Origin of the sequence: Enterococcus sp. DIV0086, assembly GCF_050498705.1 — a bacterium.
Classification (GTDB): domain Bacteria; phylum Bacillota; class Bacilli; order Lactobacillales; family Enterococcaceae; genus Enterococcus; species Enterococcus faecalis.
In genome coordinates this window covers 1-16,968 of record NZ_JBNIDN010000002.1, presented here as the reverse complement: position 1 = coordinate 16,968, position 16,968 = coordinate 1, and the positions used below count along the sequence as shown (strand labels likewise).

Sequence of the window (16,968 nt, the reverse complement as noted above, 5' to 3'; positions counted from 1 at the left end):
CTAATAGTTTGTATCAATAGGTTCAATAAGTTGAAGAATATGAAAAAAAAGAAGGTTTTCTGAGAACGAAAAGACACTTTTTAACGTTCATTCTGAAATAAAGAAACTATAGCAAAAAATTCGTTGCCTAAGGGAGAAATTGGGTTTATTAAAAAATTTTAGGGCTTCTAAAAAAGAAGTCCGATTTCAGTTCTTAAAAGAACATAAAATGAGCTGAATATCTGATGGACTTACGAATCATTCGACGTTTCAAACACAAAATTGCATAAAAAATAGAGTGGATTTTCCACTCTATAAAAAGTCTAACTTTTTGGGGTTAATACCCTTTCTTCATTGGGTTCTTTAAATTTCTATTTTTGCAATAAGTTGGTATCTATAGTTGTCACCATCTCAATTAGCCATTTACCTCCACTTTTAACATACGCTACGTTCATAGTAGATACGTTATCACGATATTTTTTTTTGTTTTTATCTTGATTCACAGATTTAATTTGAGCTTCAGCTAATAGATGATTATCTTTTTCTTTCAATACATTAAAGGATATTAAAGTATTTTTTATATTATTCTTTTTAAAAAATTTTTTTAATTCTTTTGTTGTATTCTCGTATCCTGCAGGTACAATTAATTTTACATATTTTTCAACATCCTTATCGTTGCTAGCTTCTATACTCTTTTCAAATATTTCTTTAGTTAGCTTAGCGTCTAAATTATTAATTGAGTTTGAATCAGTTGGATGTACTTTATTATAAAATTTATCATCTATTTTTGTGTAATAATAATTAAATAGAGACACTAACAGAATAGAAATTATAATTATGCATAATTTGTTTTTAGTTAGCTTCATTATTTTCATTCGCTTTCTCTAATTTCAACATAGCTTGATAGCTGAACCAATTATTAGAAAATAAAATTAAAATTGAGGGTACTAAAACAAGAACTGGGATATATAATCCTAAAACTACTGCTAATAACATCCCTAATAACATAGCGATTGTATAAATAGGACTTGCTAATAATAAGAAAAATGCTTGTTCAAAGCTCTCTAGTATATTTAAATTATAACGAACAACGCTTGGAATCAGGTATAGAAAAGTTCCTAAAAATATAAAAATCAAAGAATAAATAATTAAAGTAATATAATTATTTTGAATAAAAACGTATGATATGCGCAAATCAATATATAAAAAAATTAGTATTACAATTGATAGATAACCAACAATATTAGATTGTTTAAAATTTTCCTTTGTTTTAATTAGAAATTCAGAATAAGATAGTTCTTCTACTATTATTTCTCCTTTTCTATAAACATCGAATAAACAAGCATGAACCGCTGCTATGGCAGGGAAAATACCTCCTATAATAAAATATCTAAAAACTACTACAAACCAGAACATTTGTAATTTACCTATAAAAATTAATACGCTTCCTAATTTTAAACTATTTCTGCCTATACTATTCATTTAAGACCCCTCATTTTTATTTTACTTAAATAATTGTTTATTTATAGTATTAATTATGTAATAGATACTTATGAACGTTTTTTTGCAAACTATAAGTTAGCCAAGAAAAGTTGATCTAGAAAAAGTAATTTTATTATATCTTTTTTATCTCCATTGAAAAAGTCATAGTTATAATATATTGTATATAGGGGATACTCCCTAAAGATTCATATGTTCTAACTAACATGTACCAGGTGTCAATATAATAGCCATCCATTTGGCTTAAATAAAAAGTTTATTAATCAACACATATCTCTTATGGTGGTCGGAATACAAAAATTCATATATTTTTAGTGCTTGCCTCGTAAGTCCTGTTGTTTTTCTATTGACCAGAGGTCAAATAATAAGTGGTGCAGTACCAGCTCTTGATTGCCTAGAGTAAAATTTTAAAGGAAGCGATAAACTTGGTGATAAAGCTTATCGCTCCAAATAAATACGAAAATAATTAACTGAAATTCAAGTTATCTAAACCATTCAACCTAAAGAAAATAATAAATAATCATGAAAAATCTACCAGCATGTTTACAGAAAACGTCTTTAATAGATTATTTCTTTAACAAGATAGAATAGTTTAGTTGATATACCAATTTGTATTCTAGTAACAATTGTTCAACATTTTATCCTCTGATTACATAAAATTTGGATATATACGAGTGTGCCTTCCTTTATGTCTATTTCCCCTCTCTCCAAAATTGCCTCAACCTCTATTCTTACATCTACAATACCCGTTATTTTAGAACCTTTTAACGTTTCTATATAACATCCTTGTACCTTAGAACACATTAAACAGTAGTCAAGTAAAACACTATCTAATCGACTTTCTGCCCCTAGTAATGATTTACTTTTAAAATTCTGAATACCTAAATTTCTAAACTAAAAAATACCGTTTCAATCACCTTTCGTTGTTCAGATAGTAGTGAGCCGCTAATTTTATTGTTGTGTTTGACATTCTTTTTAATGGAGCAGGTAGTTTCTATGTTTTTATTCAACAGTCTTTCTTACATATCTGAGCTAACGTAGCCCTTGTTTCCCTATAGTTTTTCAATAGGATAATCCTAGACAAGTGTTTCAGCCTTATTCACATCATGATTTGAGGCTTTAGTGACTGTATAAGTTAAGAAAAAGTCAGTTTTGGTAACCATAAAACTAATATTAAATCTCTAAAAAGTTGAGTGTCCTTTCTACCTTTTATTTTCTCAAGGACGTATCCTTCTTTAAAGTGATTAATGGATTTCTAGAATTTCAGAAAACATTAGTTGAGTATTTGGGTAAATTTCGATATATTTAGTTTGATTTTGCATAGAATAATCCCTCATTTTGTCGTTGTTTTGAGCTTATTCTATGCAAAGTTTTTGTTTTTCTCAGTTTTTAATTAGCTAGCACCATGATTCCACAATTTTCATTGCTTATTTTGTTTTACACCAATCATCGTATATATTTTGTTGGATTTCTGTATATTTATCTACACCAATTCCTTTAAGCGTTTCAATATATTTCTTCCATGTATCATCTGTTAATTTTACTTTTCCAGCGATAAAGCTAGCTTCTGACTGTTGGACGTACGTTAACAAATCTGTCTCCATTGTAGAACCTATTTTATCTTGGTTTTCTTTAGATACCAAGATTGTAGGCCATGCTATTTTTGCAGCAGGTTTAATTTTATTTTCTGCCTCTTTATTACTAAATTGACTTATCTTATCATCTTCAACAGGATCATTTTTATTTTCTAATACAATAGGTGCATGGGCATTTACTTTTGGTGGCACTGTACCATAATCTGGAGTAACCTTACCACGTGCTTCATCTGCTTTGTCATATGGTATGTCTTTATTCAAGACACGAACTTTTTCTCCTTTATCATTTTTATCCCAATGCCAATATCCTCCTTTAGTTTCGTCTGGCCCACAATTTAACTCTTGAGCCCCTTTTTCAGAATAAAAATAATCTACCCATCGGAGTGCGGCAGCGGGATTTTTACATTTATTAGTTAGTGCAAAGGTACCATTAGTAATTCCATCTGATACTGGGAATACTGCTTTTTTTGAATCTTTTGATGTCATTGGATTAGCCATTGGATCTCCCATTGCCTCATCAGTATTTTTCCCTGTAGCAAAGTAGCTATACCAATCAACAAATGCTCCTAAACGGTTAGAATGCCCTTTTGCTTTTAAAGTATCATCCGATTGTGAGAAGACCTCTTGATCTAATAATTTATCTGAATAAAGTTTATGCATAAATTCTAAATAGTCGCGATAATTGTCTTGAATCGCTCCATATGTTACCTTACCATTTTTATCAACTTGCTGTTCTTGAGATAGAACTCCAAAAGCACTCATAATCCATGGGCGTAATACAGACAATTTATCTTGTGTAGGTGACGAAGTAGACAACGGAATCTCATCACCTTTGCCATTAGGATCTTTTTCTTTAAATGCTTTCAATGTTTTATAAAGATCATCTGTTGTTTTAGGAACTTCAAGGTTCAATTTTTTTAGCCACTCACCGTTAAACCATAATGATCCCTGATTAATTATTGTTTTTTTGGAGTAATCTTTATCATCAACAAGGTATTTATTAGTTAAGAAAGGTAAAGTATAGATATGTCCATCTGGTGTAGAAATAGATTTCTTAACCGAAGGGTATTTATCTAAAATCTTTTTAAAGTTTGGCATGTAACCTTTATCAATGTAATCTTCCAACGGAATCAATACTGATCCACCATATCTACCAATCTGATCTGTAGTAATATTTGAAGCATAAATTACATCTGGAGCATCTCCTGAACCAAGCACTAAGTTTAATTTAGTTTCAACATCAGCCAAAGGCGGTGTTGTGTAATCAAATTCAATGTTTGTTTTCTTCGAGTATTCTTTAAGAAAAGCCATGTCAGCATAGTTGCTTTCCCCCATATTTGGAGCAAACATGCTTAATTTCAGTTTATCTTTAACAATCGGAAAACTTGTTTTTGAAACATTTTCTGAATTAGATTTGATTCCATCATCTTTTCCGACATTTTTAGAAGAACTTCCACAGGCGCTCATGGTAATCATAAGTATAGTGATTCCAGCTAAAACAAAAATTTTTTTATTCATGTTAAAAATCTCCTCTTCTTTATAAAAATAATTCTAAAAACCAAGTGATATTGTCAATATACAAGTTATCAGGTCAGACGATATTGGGTAAATATTATTAAATGCTAAAATATAAAAATTAAATGTATCTCTAAAAATTATTAATTATTGAAATGCATTAATTTGGCCTATATTTCGAATAAGTCGTTTCTTCGTTGATGTATTCATTAGTATTTATCGATGTTCTTTATAGTTTCCCTTGAAAATTACCCTTTAAGCGATCCAACTAACATTCCTTTCACAAAGTAGCGCTGAAGAAATGGATATATAACGATAACTGGCAAAGTAGATATAATCATAACAGAATATTTAATTATAGCGGCAAGCTCTGCTTTTTTCTGCAGAAGTTCTGCTGTGCTAGTATTTGATGAAGTCATGTTTGATCCCATATCTTGTAGAACTAAGATTTCACGCAGAATCATCTGCAATGGATATTTGCTACGGTCTGACAAGTATATCAAAGCGTCCATAAAGCCATTCCATCGTCCAACTCCTACAAAAAGAGCGATGACTGCGATAATTGAAGTTGACAAAGGTAATACAATTTTTAATAAAATTGTAAAATCATCAGCACCATCCACAATAGCCGATTCTTCTAGCTCACGCGGGATATTTGAATCAAAGAACGATTTTGTAACTATTATGTTATAAACATTAGTTGCGCCTGGGATGATAAGAGCCCACATAGTATTAAGCATTCCTAAACTTTTAATTAACAAATATGTTGGAATCATCCCCCCCGAAAAGAACATTGTTATCATCATAAATTTCATAAAGAAACTTCTCCCTAAAAATTCCGTTCGAGAAAGAGAATATGCACACGGTATGGTAACAATCAGATTAATAATAATCGATGCTATGGTATAAATAATTGTATTCTTATATCCCATCCAGATATCATTATTTATCAAAACCTTTTTATAGCCTTCCAATGTAAATCCTTTTGGAAAAAGCCACATCTTGCCGCTGATTACAGCATTAGGAGTAGAAATAGATGCGCTGATAATATAAATTAAAGGATATAATACAATTACTGTTGAAACTATAATAAATAGATAATTAAGCGCAACAAATATTTTATCTTCTTTTGATAATTTTAAATTCTTATTATTCATAATATTCCCCTTACATATTGGTATTACTCAATTAAAAGCCATTCTATTTTATTTAACTGTTGCTCTATATAATTGAGTTAAGAAAGATAGTCAAAGGAAGTTGACAAGGAAAGTCAAATTTCTTCAATGTCTTTTTTTGTTGACAAATCCATTTTCATAATATATTAGATAAGATTCATGTAGCCACACTACATATAATAACCATCAATATTAATAACAAAATTCACTCTTTTTTATTGAAAAATGAATGTTAGATATTAAATTTTAATTTTTAACAATTAATAATACTACATTAGCAGATATACTTATTTCCAACAAAAATATGGATGAGAACTACCACAAACTGTTATCACTGAATTTACGAGTAATTGCATTTGCAGAAACCAATATGATAGCATTGATGATTGAATTAAATACTCCAACTGCAGCTGAAAACGAATACTGTCCGTTCAATAAACCCACACGATAAACAAAAGTGGAAATAACATCTGAAGATGACATATTTAATGCATTTTGCATTAAAATAATTTTTTCAAATCCTACATTTAGCAAACCACCTAAGCTCATTATCAACAGTATGATTATTGTAGGGGTTATTGTGGGCAGGTTTATATACCAAATACGTTGTAATCGAGAAGCTCCATCAATAATTGCTGCTTCGTGAAGTTGTGAATCTACACCAGACAAAGCTGCTATATAAATAACTGAACTCCATCCTGTTGTTTGCCATACATTAGATAAAACGTATGTTGTCTTAAACCAAGCTGGATTTTCCATGAAGCTAATCGGTTTAATCCCAACAGATTGAAGTGCATAATTAATAATTCCTGTTTCTGGATTAAGGAAAGAAAACAACATTCCAACTATTACTACAATTGAAATAAAGTTAGGTGCATAGGTAATCGTTTGCACAAATTTCTTCCCAGATCCATCTTTTAACTCATTAATTGCTAGTGCCAGTATTATGGGTAATGGAAATCCAACTAATAACGAATAAACGCTGATGCCTAATGTATTTTTAATCAAATCCCAAAAGAAATAAGAATCAAAGAATTGCTTAAAATAAGTCCATCCTACCCATGGGCTTCCCCATATCCCCAGCAAAGGATTGTAGTCTTTCCACGCAATAATTACTCCATACATAGGTTGGTAACAAAAGACTAAGAAGAACACAAATGCAGGTAAGATAAAAATATACAGTTGATAATTTTTTTTAACGTTTTCAATCTTTTCTTGTTTCCCACTAATTCCATTTCTAAATATCCACCTTTCTAACATAATATGATTAATTTATTCTTCGTGCTGATTAAATTAATAATGACCAATTGAATATCTAAAAACCATCGCTATGATCCTTGTTTTTATTAAATAATATCAGGAGTACTAGCTGATTTTTTGAGCTTATTAATAAGGAAATTTCACATTTACAAAAAATTGTAAACCTATAGTTTTATATTTATTTAACAAATTGAAAAACTTCATCAAATTGTCATTTAAATACTAATTTCGAGCTTTCTTAATATTAGTAAAATCGGTAAAAGCATCATCATAAATTCATTTATAAATAGTATTAAAAACCTATTTGAAAGCCAATTCACAAGTTATTTTGAATATAAAATATTTGCAAGAACATTTTCATTCTAACAATAAAGTATCGAGGTTCACTTGGACTTCTCTACAAAATAGCTGCACTTTTTTTAACCTCTAATTGTATTTTATGGATTTACGTATCTATAATTTCTTTATTTCTACACTTTTAACCATTGTAAATTTTTATCTATTAATCTATGAACTTGAATCGATTCAAGTTCATTAATTTGTTTTTTGTATCCGTTTTCAACATTTTCGAAATTTCTTTTAATATGTATTTATCTATTATACGCCATAAACATTATGTAGCAGTTATTTTTAATCTTTTACTAGGTAGATTATTATCTATCAATATAGAAACTTGAATTGATTCAAGTTCATTAAATCACATATTGTAATCGTTTGCAATATGTAATTTAATTTTTTCCCGTGTATTTATCTGTACAATTTTTCATGTTTCTCTTCGGATGATCTTTAAAAATCACTTCCCTAGTATAAATTTTCTAGATAAGTCTTCTTATTTGTTACTCGTTGTTGCTGAGAGAAAGTGTGACAAAAATTCAAACGATATATTCAATCAATGACTAATATCGAGTTATAATTCATAATTACTAAAGATATTCGTTGAATTTTTGCCGAACCACTTCCCTTTTGAAAGCAGTTTAAATTTCTAAAATATTTTTTTGTAACAGCTTTAGCAAAAAAATGCTTATATAAGCAGACCTAGTTCTGCATAAAGTAGCAATAAGTTGATACAAAAAACATTCATACTTCAGCAATATCCAAAAATATATTCAGAAAATGAACTAAACATTATAAAAATCAAAACCAAAAATAAAATTTATATACGCTCTATTGCTTACATACTACTAAATGTTATTTTTATTTGTGATAAGAAACTTGATACTAACTATGTTGTTTGATTAAACTACTATCTGATATCTTCACACGTTGCATATATTCGAAACGAATTATAAATATAAATGAAAGAAGGCTTTTTATTTTCTTGCAAGGAGCATTTACGCTATTTTTAACTGTATTTCTCTTTTTATATATTAAATTTTCGTATTCACTACTTAGAGCATATTTAAATCTACTTTCTTTACGAAAGAAAGAGATCCCACGAATGCATCCAAAATTAACTTCAAGAAAAAACTAAAAAAATATCAATTATTCACTATAAAACAACTTAGTACACTTGATAAAAAAATAAAGTACTATCTAAAAAGAGTAATATTACTTACGTTATGCTTAGGAATTGACGCTGGAATTTCTTTGGGAATTCTTTTAGGAAATTTCATAAAATATAACACTTTTATAACTTCTATTTCCCTAATTATTTTGTTAACATTGTTAATTTTACCTTTTAAATTATCTTATTATGTAAAATTATTTATGAATTGGCAATCCTCTATATAAAAATCTTATTTCATAAAATAAAAAAATTATATCCCTTACGTTTATTCTCTTAATATTTGTTAGCATTTATGTTTACTTTTATAGATTGAATTTGAGTTAATATCTTGAACATGTTTTAGTAGAGATGGTTATGCTATTTTTTCTTTTGCCAACTTTTCAAACTCTTGAGGTTTTAGATAGTAAATCGAGCTATGAATTCGATTTCGGTTACAAAATCCTTCAATATAGCTAGCTAGCACATGATTTAATTCTTCAAAATCTGAATAGCTAGCCATGTAGACTTCTTCCTTCTTCAATGAGACATGGAAAGATTCGATTCCTGCATTATGTAAGGTGTTCCTTTTCTTCTATATGAATTCCTTATTTTGCTGGTTTCAAGTCATTTTTCTTAGTAGGAATGTAAGTAATGTCAGCCACCCGTTTCTCACAGATAGTTTTGGATCATATGTCAATAATTCGGAGAAAAAAGCTACTACCTTTCAAAATGATTTTTGATTCTACACTTTCTAGATAGAAATTAGGTAAGGTGGCTAATCTAACCTCAATCATTTATTTTTCTGATAAAAGACACCTCAAAAAACCATTTTTAGTTAAATTGTTAAAAACGGTGAAATCATTATAAACAAGTAGAGAGCCAATAAGATGCGCTCATTGTTATACTAGAAAATGTTGCGATCAATACAAACAAAGGTTTCTTAAATTGATTGAAAATCCACACATTTTCTCTTTAAAATTGAATGGAAACTTTCGATTCGAGTATTGTTTTCAGAGCATTCCTTACGGGAATAGGAATATTTCACCGCACAACGATTGAGTATTTGTTCAAAAGAATCGCTTGTATTTTAGCTTCCCACATCACTATGAACAATTTTTGTTCCTAATGCTTTTAAATGGGCGATTGAATTACGCTCGTTGCTAATTATTTTGTCAAATGAGCACCTATTTTATGCGTTTCAACTAGAGGAGTTTCAGGATTATATAGACTAGCTAAATAAATCCACTTACATTTTACAGATCTACACGTAATATCTGTTAAAAACACATTTGAGTTATCGGTTAATTTTTTATTAGATTAGGACGTTGAGCGATTTCGGTATAAATTTTGGGTTTCTTCGTTTTTAGAACCATTATTGATTGGATGCATAATTCTCACATAAGGTAATAAACAAGATAGCGACTGATTTAGAGATTTAACGTCTCTTTAAAGTATTTTGCTATGCGCGGATAACCATACATCGGGTGTTTCAGCCGACATTTTAAGACTAGTTACTTAAAATGTTGGCATTTCTGTGCTGATTTACTCAGCTTTCACTTCAAATAATCATAGTAAATGGAGCTAGGAATAAATAAAACTTACAAAATTTGGGTAATGCGATGCCCTAGACGAATCACCCGTAATACAGTGGCACATCTTTTATTGATTAAATTTTTACCAGAAGTACCGCTGTTCACTTCAAACTATCAATTTCTTCTTTTAAGCATTTATTTTCTTTTACTAATTTCCGTTCCCTTAACGAAAGGACATTTCTGTCATTAGAATCAGCCTGACGGATCCATTTGCAAATTGTCGAGACACCTACATTGTATTCTTTTGACAGTGAGTTGACAGACTGTCCGGTCTGATTCATAGAGACCATCGATTTTTTAAATTCTTGTTAATATCTTGTCGCTGGATTTTAGGTTGCATAATAAAAAAATTTTACTAGATTATAGCGAACGATTTGTCCGCATTTCTATTATAGGAGCCACACATGGCTACACGTTGTATCTAGACTTTTTGTATGCCATTCATAAACGAAACCAAACGTATTTTGATGCCTTACTTACGCAAAATATTTCTCATTTGCCAGCTACTTATCAAACAACTATACGAACCTTTAAAAAATACCAAAAACAAATTTATCATGCCTTAAATTATTCTTATTCCAATGAACAATTGGAGTGTCTAAATAATCATATCAGTGTATTAAAGCGGAATGCCTATAGTTTTCGTAACTTTTATAATTTCAAATTGCGGATTTTCGTCCAACAAGGACAAGCAATACAAACCAAATAAAAAAATCCAGAGGACTTTCTCTTCTGGATTTGATGCGATTCTACAATTTATCTTTACCAACACTATTTGAAAAAGGGCCCATTTTCCGTACACTTCAAAATTTTCATTTTGATTGTTGAGAAATTTTTTTATATTCATTGTAAGCACCGTAGTAATCACCATTACTAATTTTCTCTCTAATCATTGAATACTCCGGAGACGTAAATATTTCATGAACTTTCTCATCAGCAATATTTTTTGGAACTCCCACTTCACTTTGTAAAGCTTGGCTAGCTTGTTGTTCATTGTTAACTAGTTCCATAATTCTTGACATGGGTTGCTTATTTATAAAATCAGCAACTTTAGTAAGATATTCTTTCTTTTCTTGATCCTGTGTACCCTCAGCAGCATTATTAATTTTTTTGACTACTTCTCTTTTTACAACCTTGTCTACTGGCGTATCTTTCCCAGAATTAAGTGTTCGAGCCTCATTATTCAAATTTTTAAAAAACAGTAGCCCTATTGCCATTAATAAGATTACTGCGACTAAAAATTTAAATAGTCGATGCTTGTTCTTTTTTCTTCTCATGATAATGACCTCCAATAATGATAAAACAAGAAACTGAATACTACTTTTTTGTTCGCTAAGTAATTAACTACAATCTTTACCATTAACGTCTTCCATAAGACTACTTGCCTTCAGTGAACCGGTAAAAACGAAGATAAGCGCAAATATTTAGTAGTAATATCAACAGAAATACCAGTGAAATATTCAGATGTTTCAATCTTTTTTTGATTATTCATCACTATCACGCTCCATATGACAGTTAAGTTACATCGAGTATACCTCTTAAAAATCGTAAACACAACATTTTCTATACACTCTGATTGAAGTTTAATTCCATTACAACTTATTTGAGACAGCTAATTTAAACTTTTGTGAATACGAAATGAAAATTATAATATATTGAATAGTTCCATTTTCTACAATAATGAATACCCCTAAAAGGATGTAAGCTTTCACACTAATCCATGTGCCATATTTTTCTAATACTTTTCAACTGTAGGAGTGCTTGAAAACATCCATGCAAAGAAAAAGAACACATTTAACATGATAAAAAAGATAATCAATGTAACGATTACCTGATCAGCATTTTGTGAGCTTTAGCTCAGAATTTCACTGTTATACATATCCATGAATGGATCTAAATATAGTTTTTTTGTCGAAGAATGCCCGTGCCATTTTTTTCATAGTATTTAAATTCAGTTGTATCCGTCGTAATTTTTTGATGAGCGAACGAAGTGCTAAACCTTCAATGAATCAAATTTTTAGCAACTTTCCCAACAGTTCCTTTATAGAAATTATATTTTCTAGATTTCTTGGTAAATGCTTTAACTTGTAACTGTAGCTTTTGCATTAATCGCTGCACTTTATTTTTATTTACTTGATATCCACGTCGTTTCAATTCTTGAGTCATCCTTCTATAACCATAATGTTGATGTTTTTTACGAATCTCTTGAATTTCTTCTTCCATCCTTTGTGTTGAAGTGGTTCTGTCGATGCGTTTTTGCCAGTACATGTAAGTGGCTTTTTGAAGCCTCAGGGTTTCTTGAATGTCTTTTAATCGAAAGTCGAAAGCGTCCTAGGTGATTGTGAATAATTCGTGCGATTTGTTCATTTTTTATTCGTCCTCTAAACGCAGCCTCCTCGATTCTTTTAAATAAGCATTTTCAATTTTTAACATTCTATTTTCTTTTTCTAGTTTCTCAACTTAAGATGGTTCACTTGGTAATGACTGGATTTCATTTCGTTCCTTAGCAAAATAATGTCATCCCTTATCTTAAAAGACTCAAGGTTATCTTATAATACAGATAAAATCTCATTTTCGCTAGTACTGGGTTCCATGTAAGAGTACGATTTTAACTCAATTATCAAAATTATGAATTGTTTTAATCAGTAAAACATTCTGCTTACAAGAATAAATAGTTGTATATTTTTTCATTTCCGAATACTATACATATATACTAATGAAATGAGGTGCAACAATGATAAAAGAAATTATTAGTGATTTAAACGCAAAAGCTCTACCAGATCAATTGTCTATGGATGAAGCAAAGGAAAAAGGACATTTCGTTCATAGTAAACCTACTCCTGAAAACTCGATCATTTTATTGATTGACCATCAAATTGGACTGATTTCTAGCGTGCGCACCCCTGCATTAGCAGAGTTAAAAAACAATATTCTTGGGCTTGCTAAAACAGCTAAAGCGCTGGATATTCCTGTATTGATCTCATCTTCTAATGCTCAATGGCAAAACGGAGATACTTTGACGGAGATCAAAGAACTATTTCCTGATGAACCCATTTATAGACGGACAGGTATTATCAATGCTTATGAGGATCCTACTTTTCGTGAAGCATTAATGACCTTGATAAAAGATACTGGACGTGATCATCTCATTATTTCCGGTGTTACTATTGGAACTTGTTGCACGTTTCCAACATTATCTTTACTAAATGATGGATACCGCGTTTTTCCAGTAATTGACTCATGTGGTGCTTGGAATGAACTTGAATATCAAGCAGCTATTACCCGTATGGGAAATGCTGGTGCGGAACTAGTTTCAACATTTTCATTAGCTTGCGAGCTCCAAGAAGACTGGAAGAAACCCAGTGCAAATGATATGTTTGAACCCTTCTTGAATTATCTTTCTGAATACGGTCTGGTGATTGAGAATTACTGGAATAATGCGAATAAACCGGTCGTAAAAGATCCATTTAAAGATGTTGAATAATAGAATGTCTTTTGAGGTAACGATAAGAATATTTCTTTGAGTTCCAAGCTTTTATGAAAGATCTTTAGGTTACTAACTAGTTTTTTAAAAAAAGGCAGATAGTTTATATATGAGAATTGTAGTGGGCCTCCAAAGTTAGATTAAAAAATCTAACTTTGGAGGCCCTACAATTCTCAATTTTATCATTCTATTTTCTTTTTCTAGTTTCTCTACTTGAGATGGTTCACTAGGTAATGGTTGAATTTCATTTTGTTTCTTCTTAGTCATTTTAGGTGGAACGTCCTTTGTGTTTAGAGAGTCCATCTATACCAAACTTACGATACATTTTAAGCCAATTCGCAATTAAAGATGAATTGTTCATTTGAGAAGATTAGCTACTTCTTGATAGGTTAACTCTGTCGTTAAGTACACTCTATCACATTTAATTTAAATTGAACAGAGTAATTCTTACCTTTTCGACTACGAAGTAGCCCTTCTTCACCAAGTTTTTTATAAGCATTAATCTATTTAATTTTTTTGAGAATTAGATTTAAACTCATACTTCTTTGCGAGAAACCAAGTACTTTCTTGACCAGGTAAGTAGTCATGGACAAGTTTAAATTAAAAATTGTATTTTACCATACAAAAAACTTCCAAAAGTTAGATTTTCAGGTCTAACTTTTGGTAGACAACTCAATTTCCAACTTTTTAATAGTTATTTAAATAATTATTAAAAAAGTTGTTACTCCCCTTCAAAAAAATATTTTATATTAACTATCTATAACTAAAACAATTTTTTAGACATTTTTTTTATCTCCTAAAAATTCTATGTGGATCTTTATTTTTTTCATCATTATCTTTTAAACCTTGCAATTTAAAAGAAACTAGCGGTTACTTTATCGCAACGCTCGAAAAGTAGAAATAATCAATAAAACGACCGAAGAAAGCTCTTCGGTTGTTTATTTAAAACTATCTGTACTTACTTTCTCAATTAATAAAGTCACACACTTTCTTCTAACCACTTAATTAACAGCCGACAATCCTTCAAAAAAATAATCAGTATTGTTTTTTCAAATATAAATGATAGGCTTCATGATTGATTTGTGCGAGCGGCTTATATTCTTGCCCTTTATGAGTAAAAGTTAAACCATTCTTCGTTTTTTCAAATTCTGTCAATTCATTAAGTGTTAAAAACTCTGTTTCTGAATTCAGAGCAGCCAAAATATATGATCCATAACCAAGTGATACAATATCTGACACATCAGGTGTTGATTCTAATCGATAGTTAATTGGAAAGGTGAGTATCACATAATCACCTGGGTTCACTTTTAAAGTGTAATATCCTGCTTTTGCAGCAACTTCAACCTTTTCTCCATTTATCTCAATGTTTGCTTCTCCGTCAGCCCAATATGGTCGACGAACCTTCAGTGCTTTTGATAGTTGATTAATCATAAGTTTCACTTGTTCCGGACATATATCATCATAATCTACTTCCAGCCAAATTTTTTCTTCTTTTGAACGAAGTTCAGCGGCAATAAATAAATTAAGAAACACTGCCTCCTCATTTTGATAAAAAATTGATTCAACATACTTAAAGTGATTTTCAAGCCCCGTGCCATGGCAACAAGAATTTTCAATGTCAAACCTTTTTTTCCTCCTGGATTGGTCGGCATAAAATAAGTTGATCCTCCAATTTCTTCATGATCAGTGGAAGCCAAAATATGATTAAGCATTGTTCTTTCATAATAATCCATTAATAGGATTTGAATCCCGTTTAGAAGCGATCCTGTTAACTTAAAGTTTTATGCTAGAAAGAGCTCAAATATAGTTTCTGGTACGCTTAGATATTCACTTGGATACTTTTAAAAATTAACTAGCACAACGGGTTACACTTCATGGCTTAGTATACATTATCTGAGATATTTAGTTCTGTTATAATTTGTTGTACATGTTCCATATTTTTAGCTAGATAAGCTGCGTGGTCTTGGTAAACAGGAACTCTGGTTTCTTGATAGGCAATCGTGGTTATTCCTGCTTCGTTTGCCGCAGTTATCCCATACGATGAATCTTCTATTGCGATGCAAAATTCTGACGCTATGTTCAATTTTTCTAGCACATTTAAATATACTTGAGGGTTTGGTTTACTTTGTTCAACAAATTCCCCGCTGTAAATAACATCAAAATAAGATAAGATACCGCATGAAGAAAGAACTTCTACGATATGCGAATAGGTTGAAGATGAAGCTACCGCTAATTTTATCTGTTTTTCTTTTGCATATTCTAAAAGAAAAAGAGTGTCTCCACGAAATAGCTTCTTATAATTTAATGACTTATATTTTTCATCACTAAATTTTGTAAATTTATCTCCGATAATTTCCAAAGGCTCTGTACTTCCTATAAAACGCTTTAGTGTTTCGTATAACATATTATAGGACTGACCAATTAGCTCACTAAAATCAGTAGTTTCAAGATTAATAAAGGAATTCTCTTGACGGATAAACTCTTTTTGTATACTAAAATCAAAAAATTCAGTGTCAACAATAACCCCATCCATGTCAAAAATGATTGCTTCAATTTTCATAAAACTCTCCTTCCTCCAACAGTTACACCATAAATTTTTAGTCTATTATACCTCCCGCAAATCTATGCAGGGGTTCATTGCTTACTACTTTTTTTCGTTATTTAATGAACTAGTCACATAATCGCTATTACATGTTCTAATCACCAATATAAGTTGTACTAATAGTCTCCCAAGGTTCTCCTAAATTTGCATTGTTTCCTATTTGTAGTTCTCCTTGTTCGTTTACACGATATATATTCGAAATCGTTTTGGAAGTCTTTGCTGGATTCCAAGAATATCTCAAAATTTCTAGATACCCATCGTCTGACATTTGGGTTTGAAATTCATTCTCTGCTTCAGAAGGATTTGCTCCCTGCTGAATTAAATAGTTTTTAACCCATGAAATAGCTTGCTCAGTAGTTAGATTTTTTGTGTTAATTTTATCAGTGTTCTCATTTTCAACAGTATTTGATGAGTTTTGCTCAATGACATTTTCTTTAGACACTGTTGTATCCTTTGAAATTATTTCCTTTTCACTACTCTTACTAGATTTAACTGAAACAGAGGAGCTTTGTTGCTTCTCACTCCTTTTAGTTTCGTTTTTGGAACAAGCACTTAACCCTATACTTAGTGTAAGCAGAAACACGAATAAAATTTTGGTGTTCATTCAAATCCCTCATTTCTGTTATTTAATCATCCAGTTAACATAATCTACATTTTTACCCTAACCTCTACTATTTCAAAGGCATTTACACTGCCACTTTGTGAATGGAAATTGGTCTAGGTCACAAACATTTCCCCAACAAAAACATTGTGAAAATGCTCAAAGATTATTTTGGTTTT

The 16,968-nt window shown here is 30.5% G+C and carries 13 protein-coding genes and 3 pseudogenes; 2 read left to right on the top strand and 14 right to left on the bottom strand.

All coding sequences use genetic code 11. The annotated features are described in order from the left end of the window. Positions 1-350 precede the first annotated feature (350 nt). The 7 genes and pseudogenes from IGI63_RS14070 to IGI63_RS14040 form a co-directional block, all read right to left on the bottom strand. The gene (locus IGI63_RS14070) at positions 351-854 is read right to left on the bottom strand and encodes a hypothetical protein (RefSeq protein ID WP_429976010.1); all 504 of its coding nucleotides are present in this window, start codon (positions 852-854) and stop codon (positions 351-353) included. Beyond that, positions 832-1,461, bottom strand: a complete 630-nt coding sequence (locus IGI63_RS14065; protein ID WP_429976009.1) for a YesL family protein — start codon at positions 1,459-1,461, stop codon at positions 832-834. The genes IGI63_RS14070 and IGI63_RS14065 overlap by 23 nt, the downstream gene beginning before the upstream one ends. Positions 1,462-2,906: 1,445 nt before the next feature. Then, positions 2,907-4,592: an extracellular solute-binding protein gene (locus IGI63_RS14060; protein WP_429976008.1), complete on the bottom strand. Its 1,686-nt coding sequence runs from the start codon at positions 4,590-4,592 to the stop codon at positions 2,907-2,909. Positions 4,593-4,837: 245 nt separating this feature from the next. Then, positions 4,838-5,749: a carbohydrate ABC transporter permease gene (locus tag IGI63_RS14055; RefSeq protein WP_429976295.1), complete on the bottom strand. Its 912-nt coding sequence runs from the start codon at positions 5,747-5,749 to the stop codon at positions 4,838-4,840. A gap of 330 nt (positions 5,750-6,079) precedes the next feature. Beyond that, entirely contained in the window at positions 6,080-7,024 is a 945-nt protein-coding gene (locus tag IGI63_RS14050) for an ABC transporter permease (RefSeq protein ID WP_429976007.1), read from the bottom strand. A 1,859-nt stretch (positions 7,025-8,883) separates the two neighbouring features. Continuing rightward, a pseudogene (locus IGI63_RS14045) lies at positions 8,884-9,134 on the bottom strand (IS3 family transposase); the annotation flags it as partial. A gap of 1,069 nt (positions 9,135-10,203) precedes the next feature. Further along, positions 10,204-10,392: a transposase gene (locus IGI63_RS14040; RefSeq protein ID WP_429976006.1), complete on the bottom strand. Its 189-nt coding sequence runs from the start codon at positions 10,390-10,392 to the stop codon at positions 10,204-10,206. Positions 10,393-10,508: 116 nt separating this feature from the next. Here IGI63_RS14040 and IGI63_RS14035 point away from each other — a divergent pair. Further along, a pseudogene (locus IGI63_RS14035) lies at positions 10,509-10,811 on the top strand (transposase); the annotation flags it as partial. 103 nt (positions 10,812-10,914) lie between these two features. On the opposite strand, the gene IGI63_RS14030 reads toward IGI63_RS14035, so the two are convergent. From IGI63_RS14030 to IGI63_RS14020, 3 genes and pseudogenes are all read right to left on the bottom strand, one after another. Continuing rightward, a complete protein-coding gene (locus IGI63_RS14030) occupies positions 10,915-11,379 on the bottom strand; it encodes a hypothetical protein (protein ID WP_429976005.1) in 465 nt (154 codons plus the stop codon). Between the two features lie 315 nt (positions 11,380-11,694). Further along, a pseudogene (locus IGI63_RS14025) lies at positions 11,695-11,832 on the bottom strand (hypothetical protein); the annotation flags it as partial. A 271-nt stretch (positions 11,833-12,103) separates the two neighbouring features. Beyond that, a complete protein-coding gene (locus tag IGI63_RS14020; RefSeq protein ID WP_429976004.1) occupies positions 12,104-12,370 on the bottom strand; it encodes an IS3 family transposase in 267 nt (88 codons plus the stop codon). A gap of 466 nt (positions 12,371-12,836) precedes the next feature. On the opposite strand from IGI63_RS14020, the gene IGI63_RS14015 reads away from it, so the two are divergent. Continuing rightward, entirely contained in the window at positions 12,837-13,586 is a 750-nt protein-coding gene (locus IGI63_RS14015) for an isochorismatase family protein (protein WP_429976003.1), read from the top strand. A gap of 135 nt (positions 13,587-13,721) precedes the next feature. On the opposite strand, the gene IGI63_RS14010 is transcribed toward IGI63_RS14015, so the two are convergent. The 4 genes from IGI63_RS14010 to IGI63_RS13995 all read right to left on the bottom strand — a co-directional run bounded on the left by IGI63_RS14010 (position 13,722) and on the right by IGI63_RS13995 (position 16,792). Further along, positions 13,722-13,853 (bottom strand): hypothetical protein, encoded by a 132-nt coding sequence (locus IGI63_RS14010; protein ID WP_429976002.1) that lies wholly within the window; start codon positions 13,851-13,853, stop codon positions 13,722-13,724. 768 nt (positions 13,854-14,621) lie between these two features. Then, positions 14,622-15,119: a hypothetical protein gene (locus IGI63_RS14005; RefSeq protein ID WP_429976001.1), complete on the bottom strand. Its 498-nt coding sequence runs from the start codon at positions 15,117-15,119 to the stop codon at positions 14,622-14,624. Positions 15,120-15,465: 346 nt separating this feature from the next. After that, a complete protein-coding gene (locus IGI63_RS14000; RefSeq protein WP_429976000.1) occupies positions 15,466-16,146 on the bottom strand; it encodes an HAD family hydrolase in 681 nt (226 codons plus the stop codon). Positions 16,147-16,282: 136 nt separating this feature from the next. Then, on the bottom strand, positions 16,283-16,792 hold the full coding sequence (locus IGI63_RS13995) for a hypothetical protein (protein WP_429975999.1): 510 nt from the start codon (positions 16,790-16,792) through the stop codon (positions 16,283-16,285). Positions 16,793-16,968: the final 176 nt, after the last annotated feature.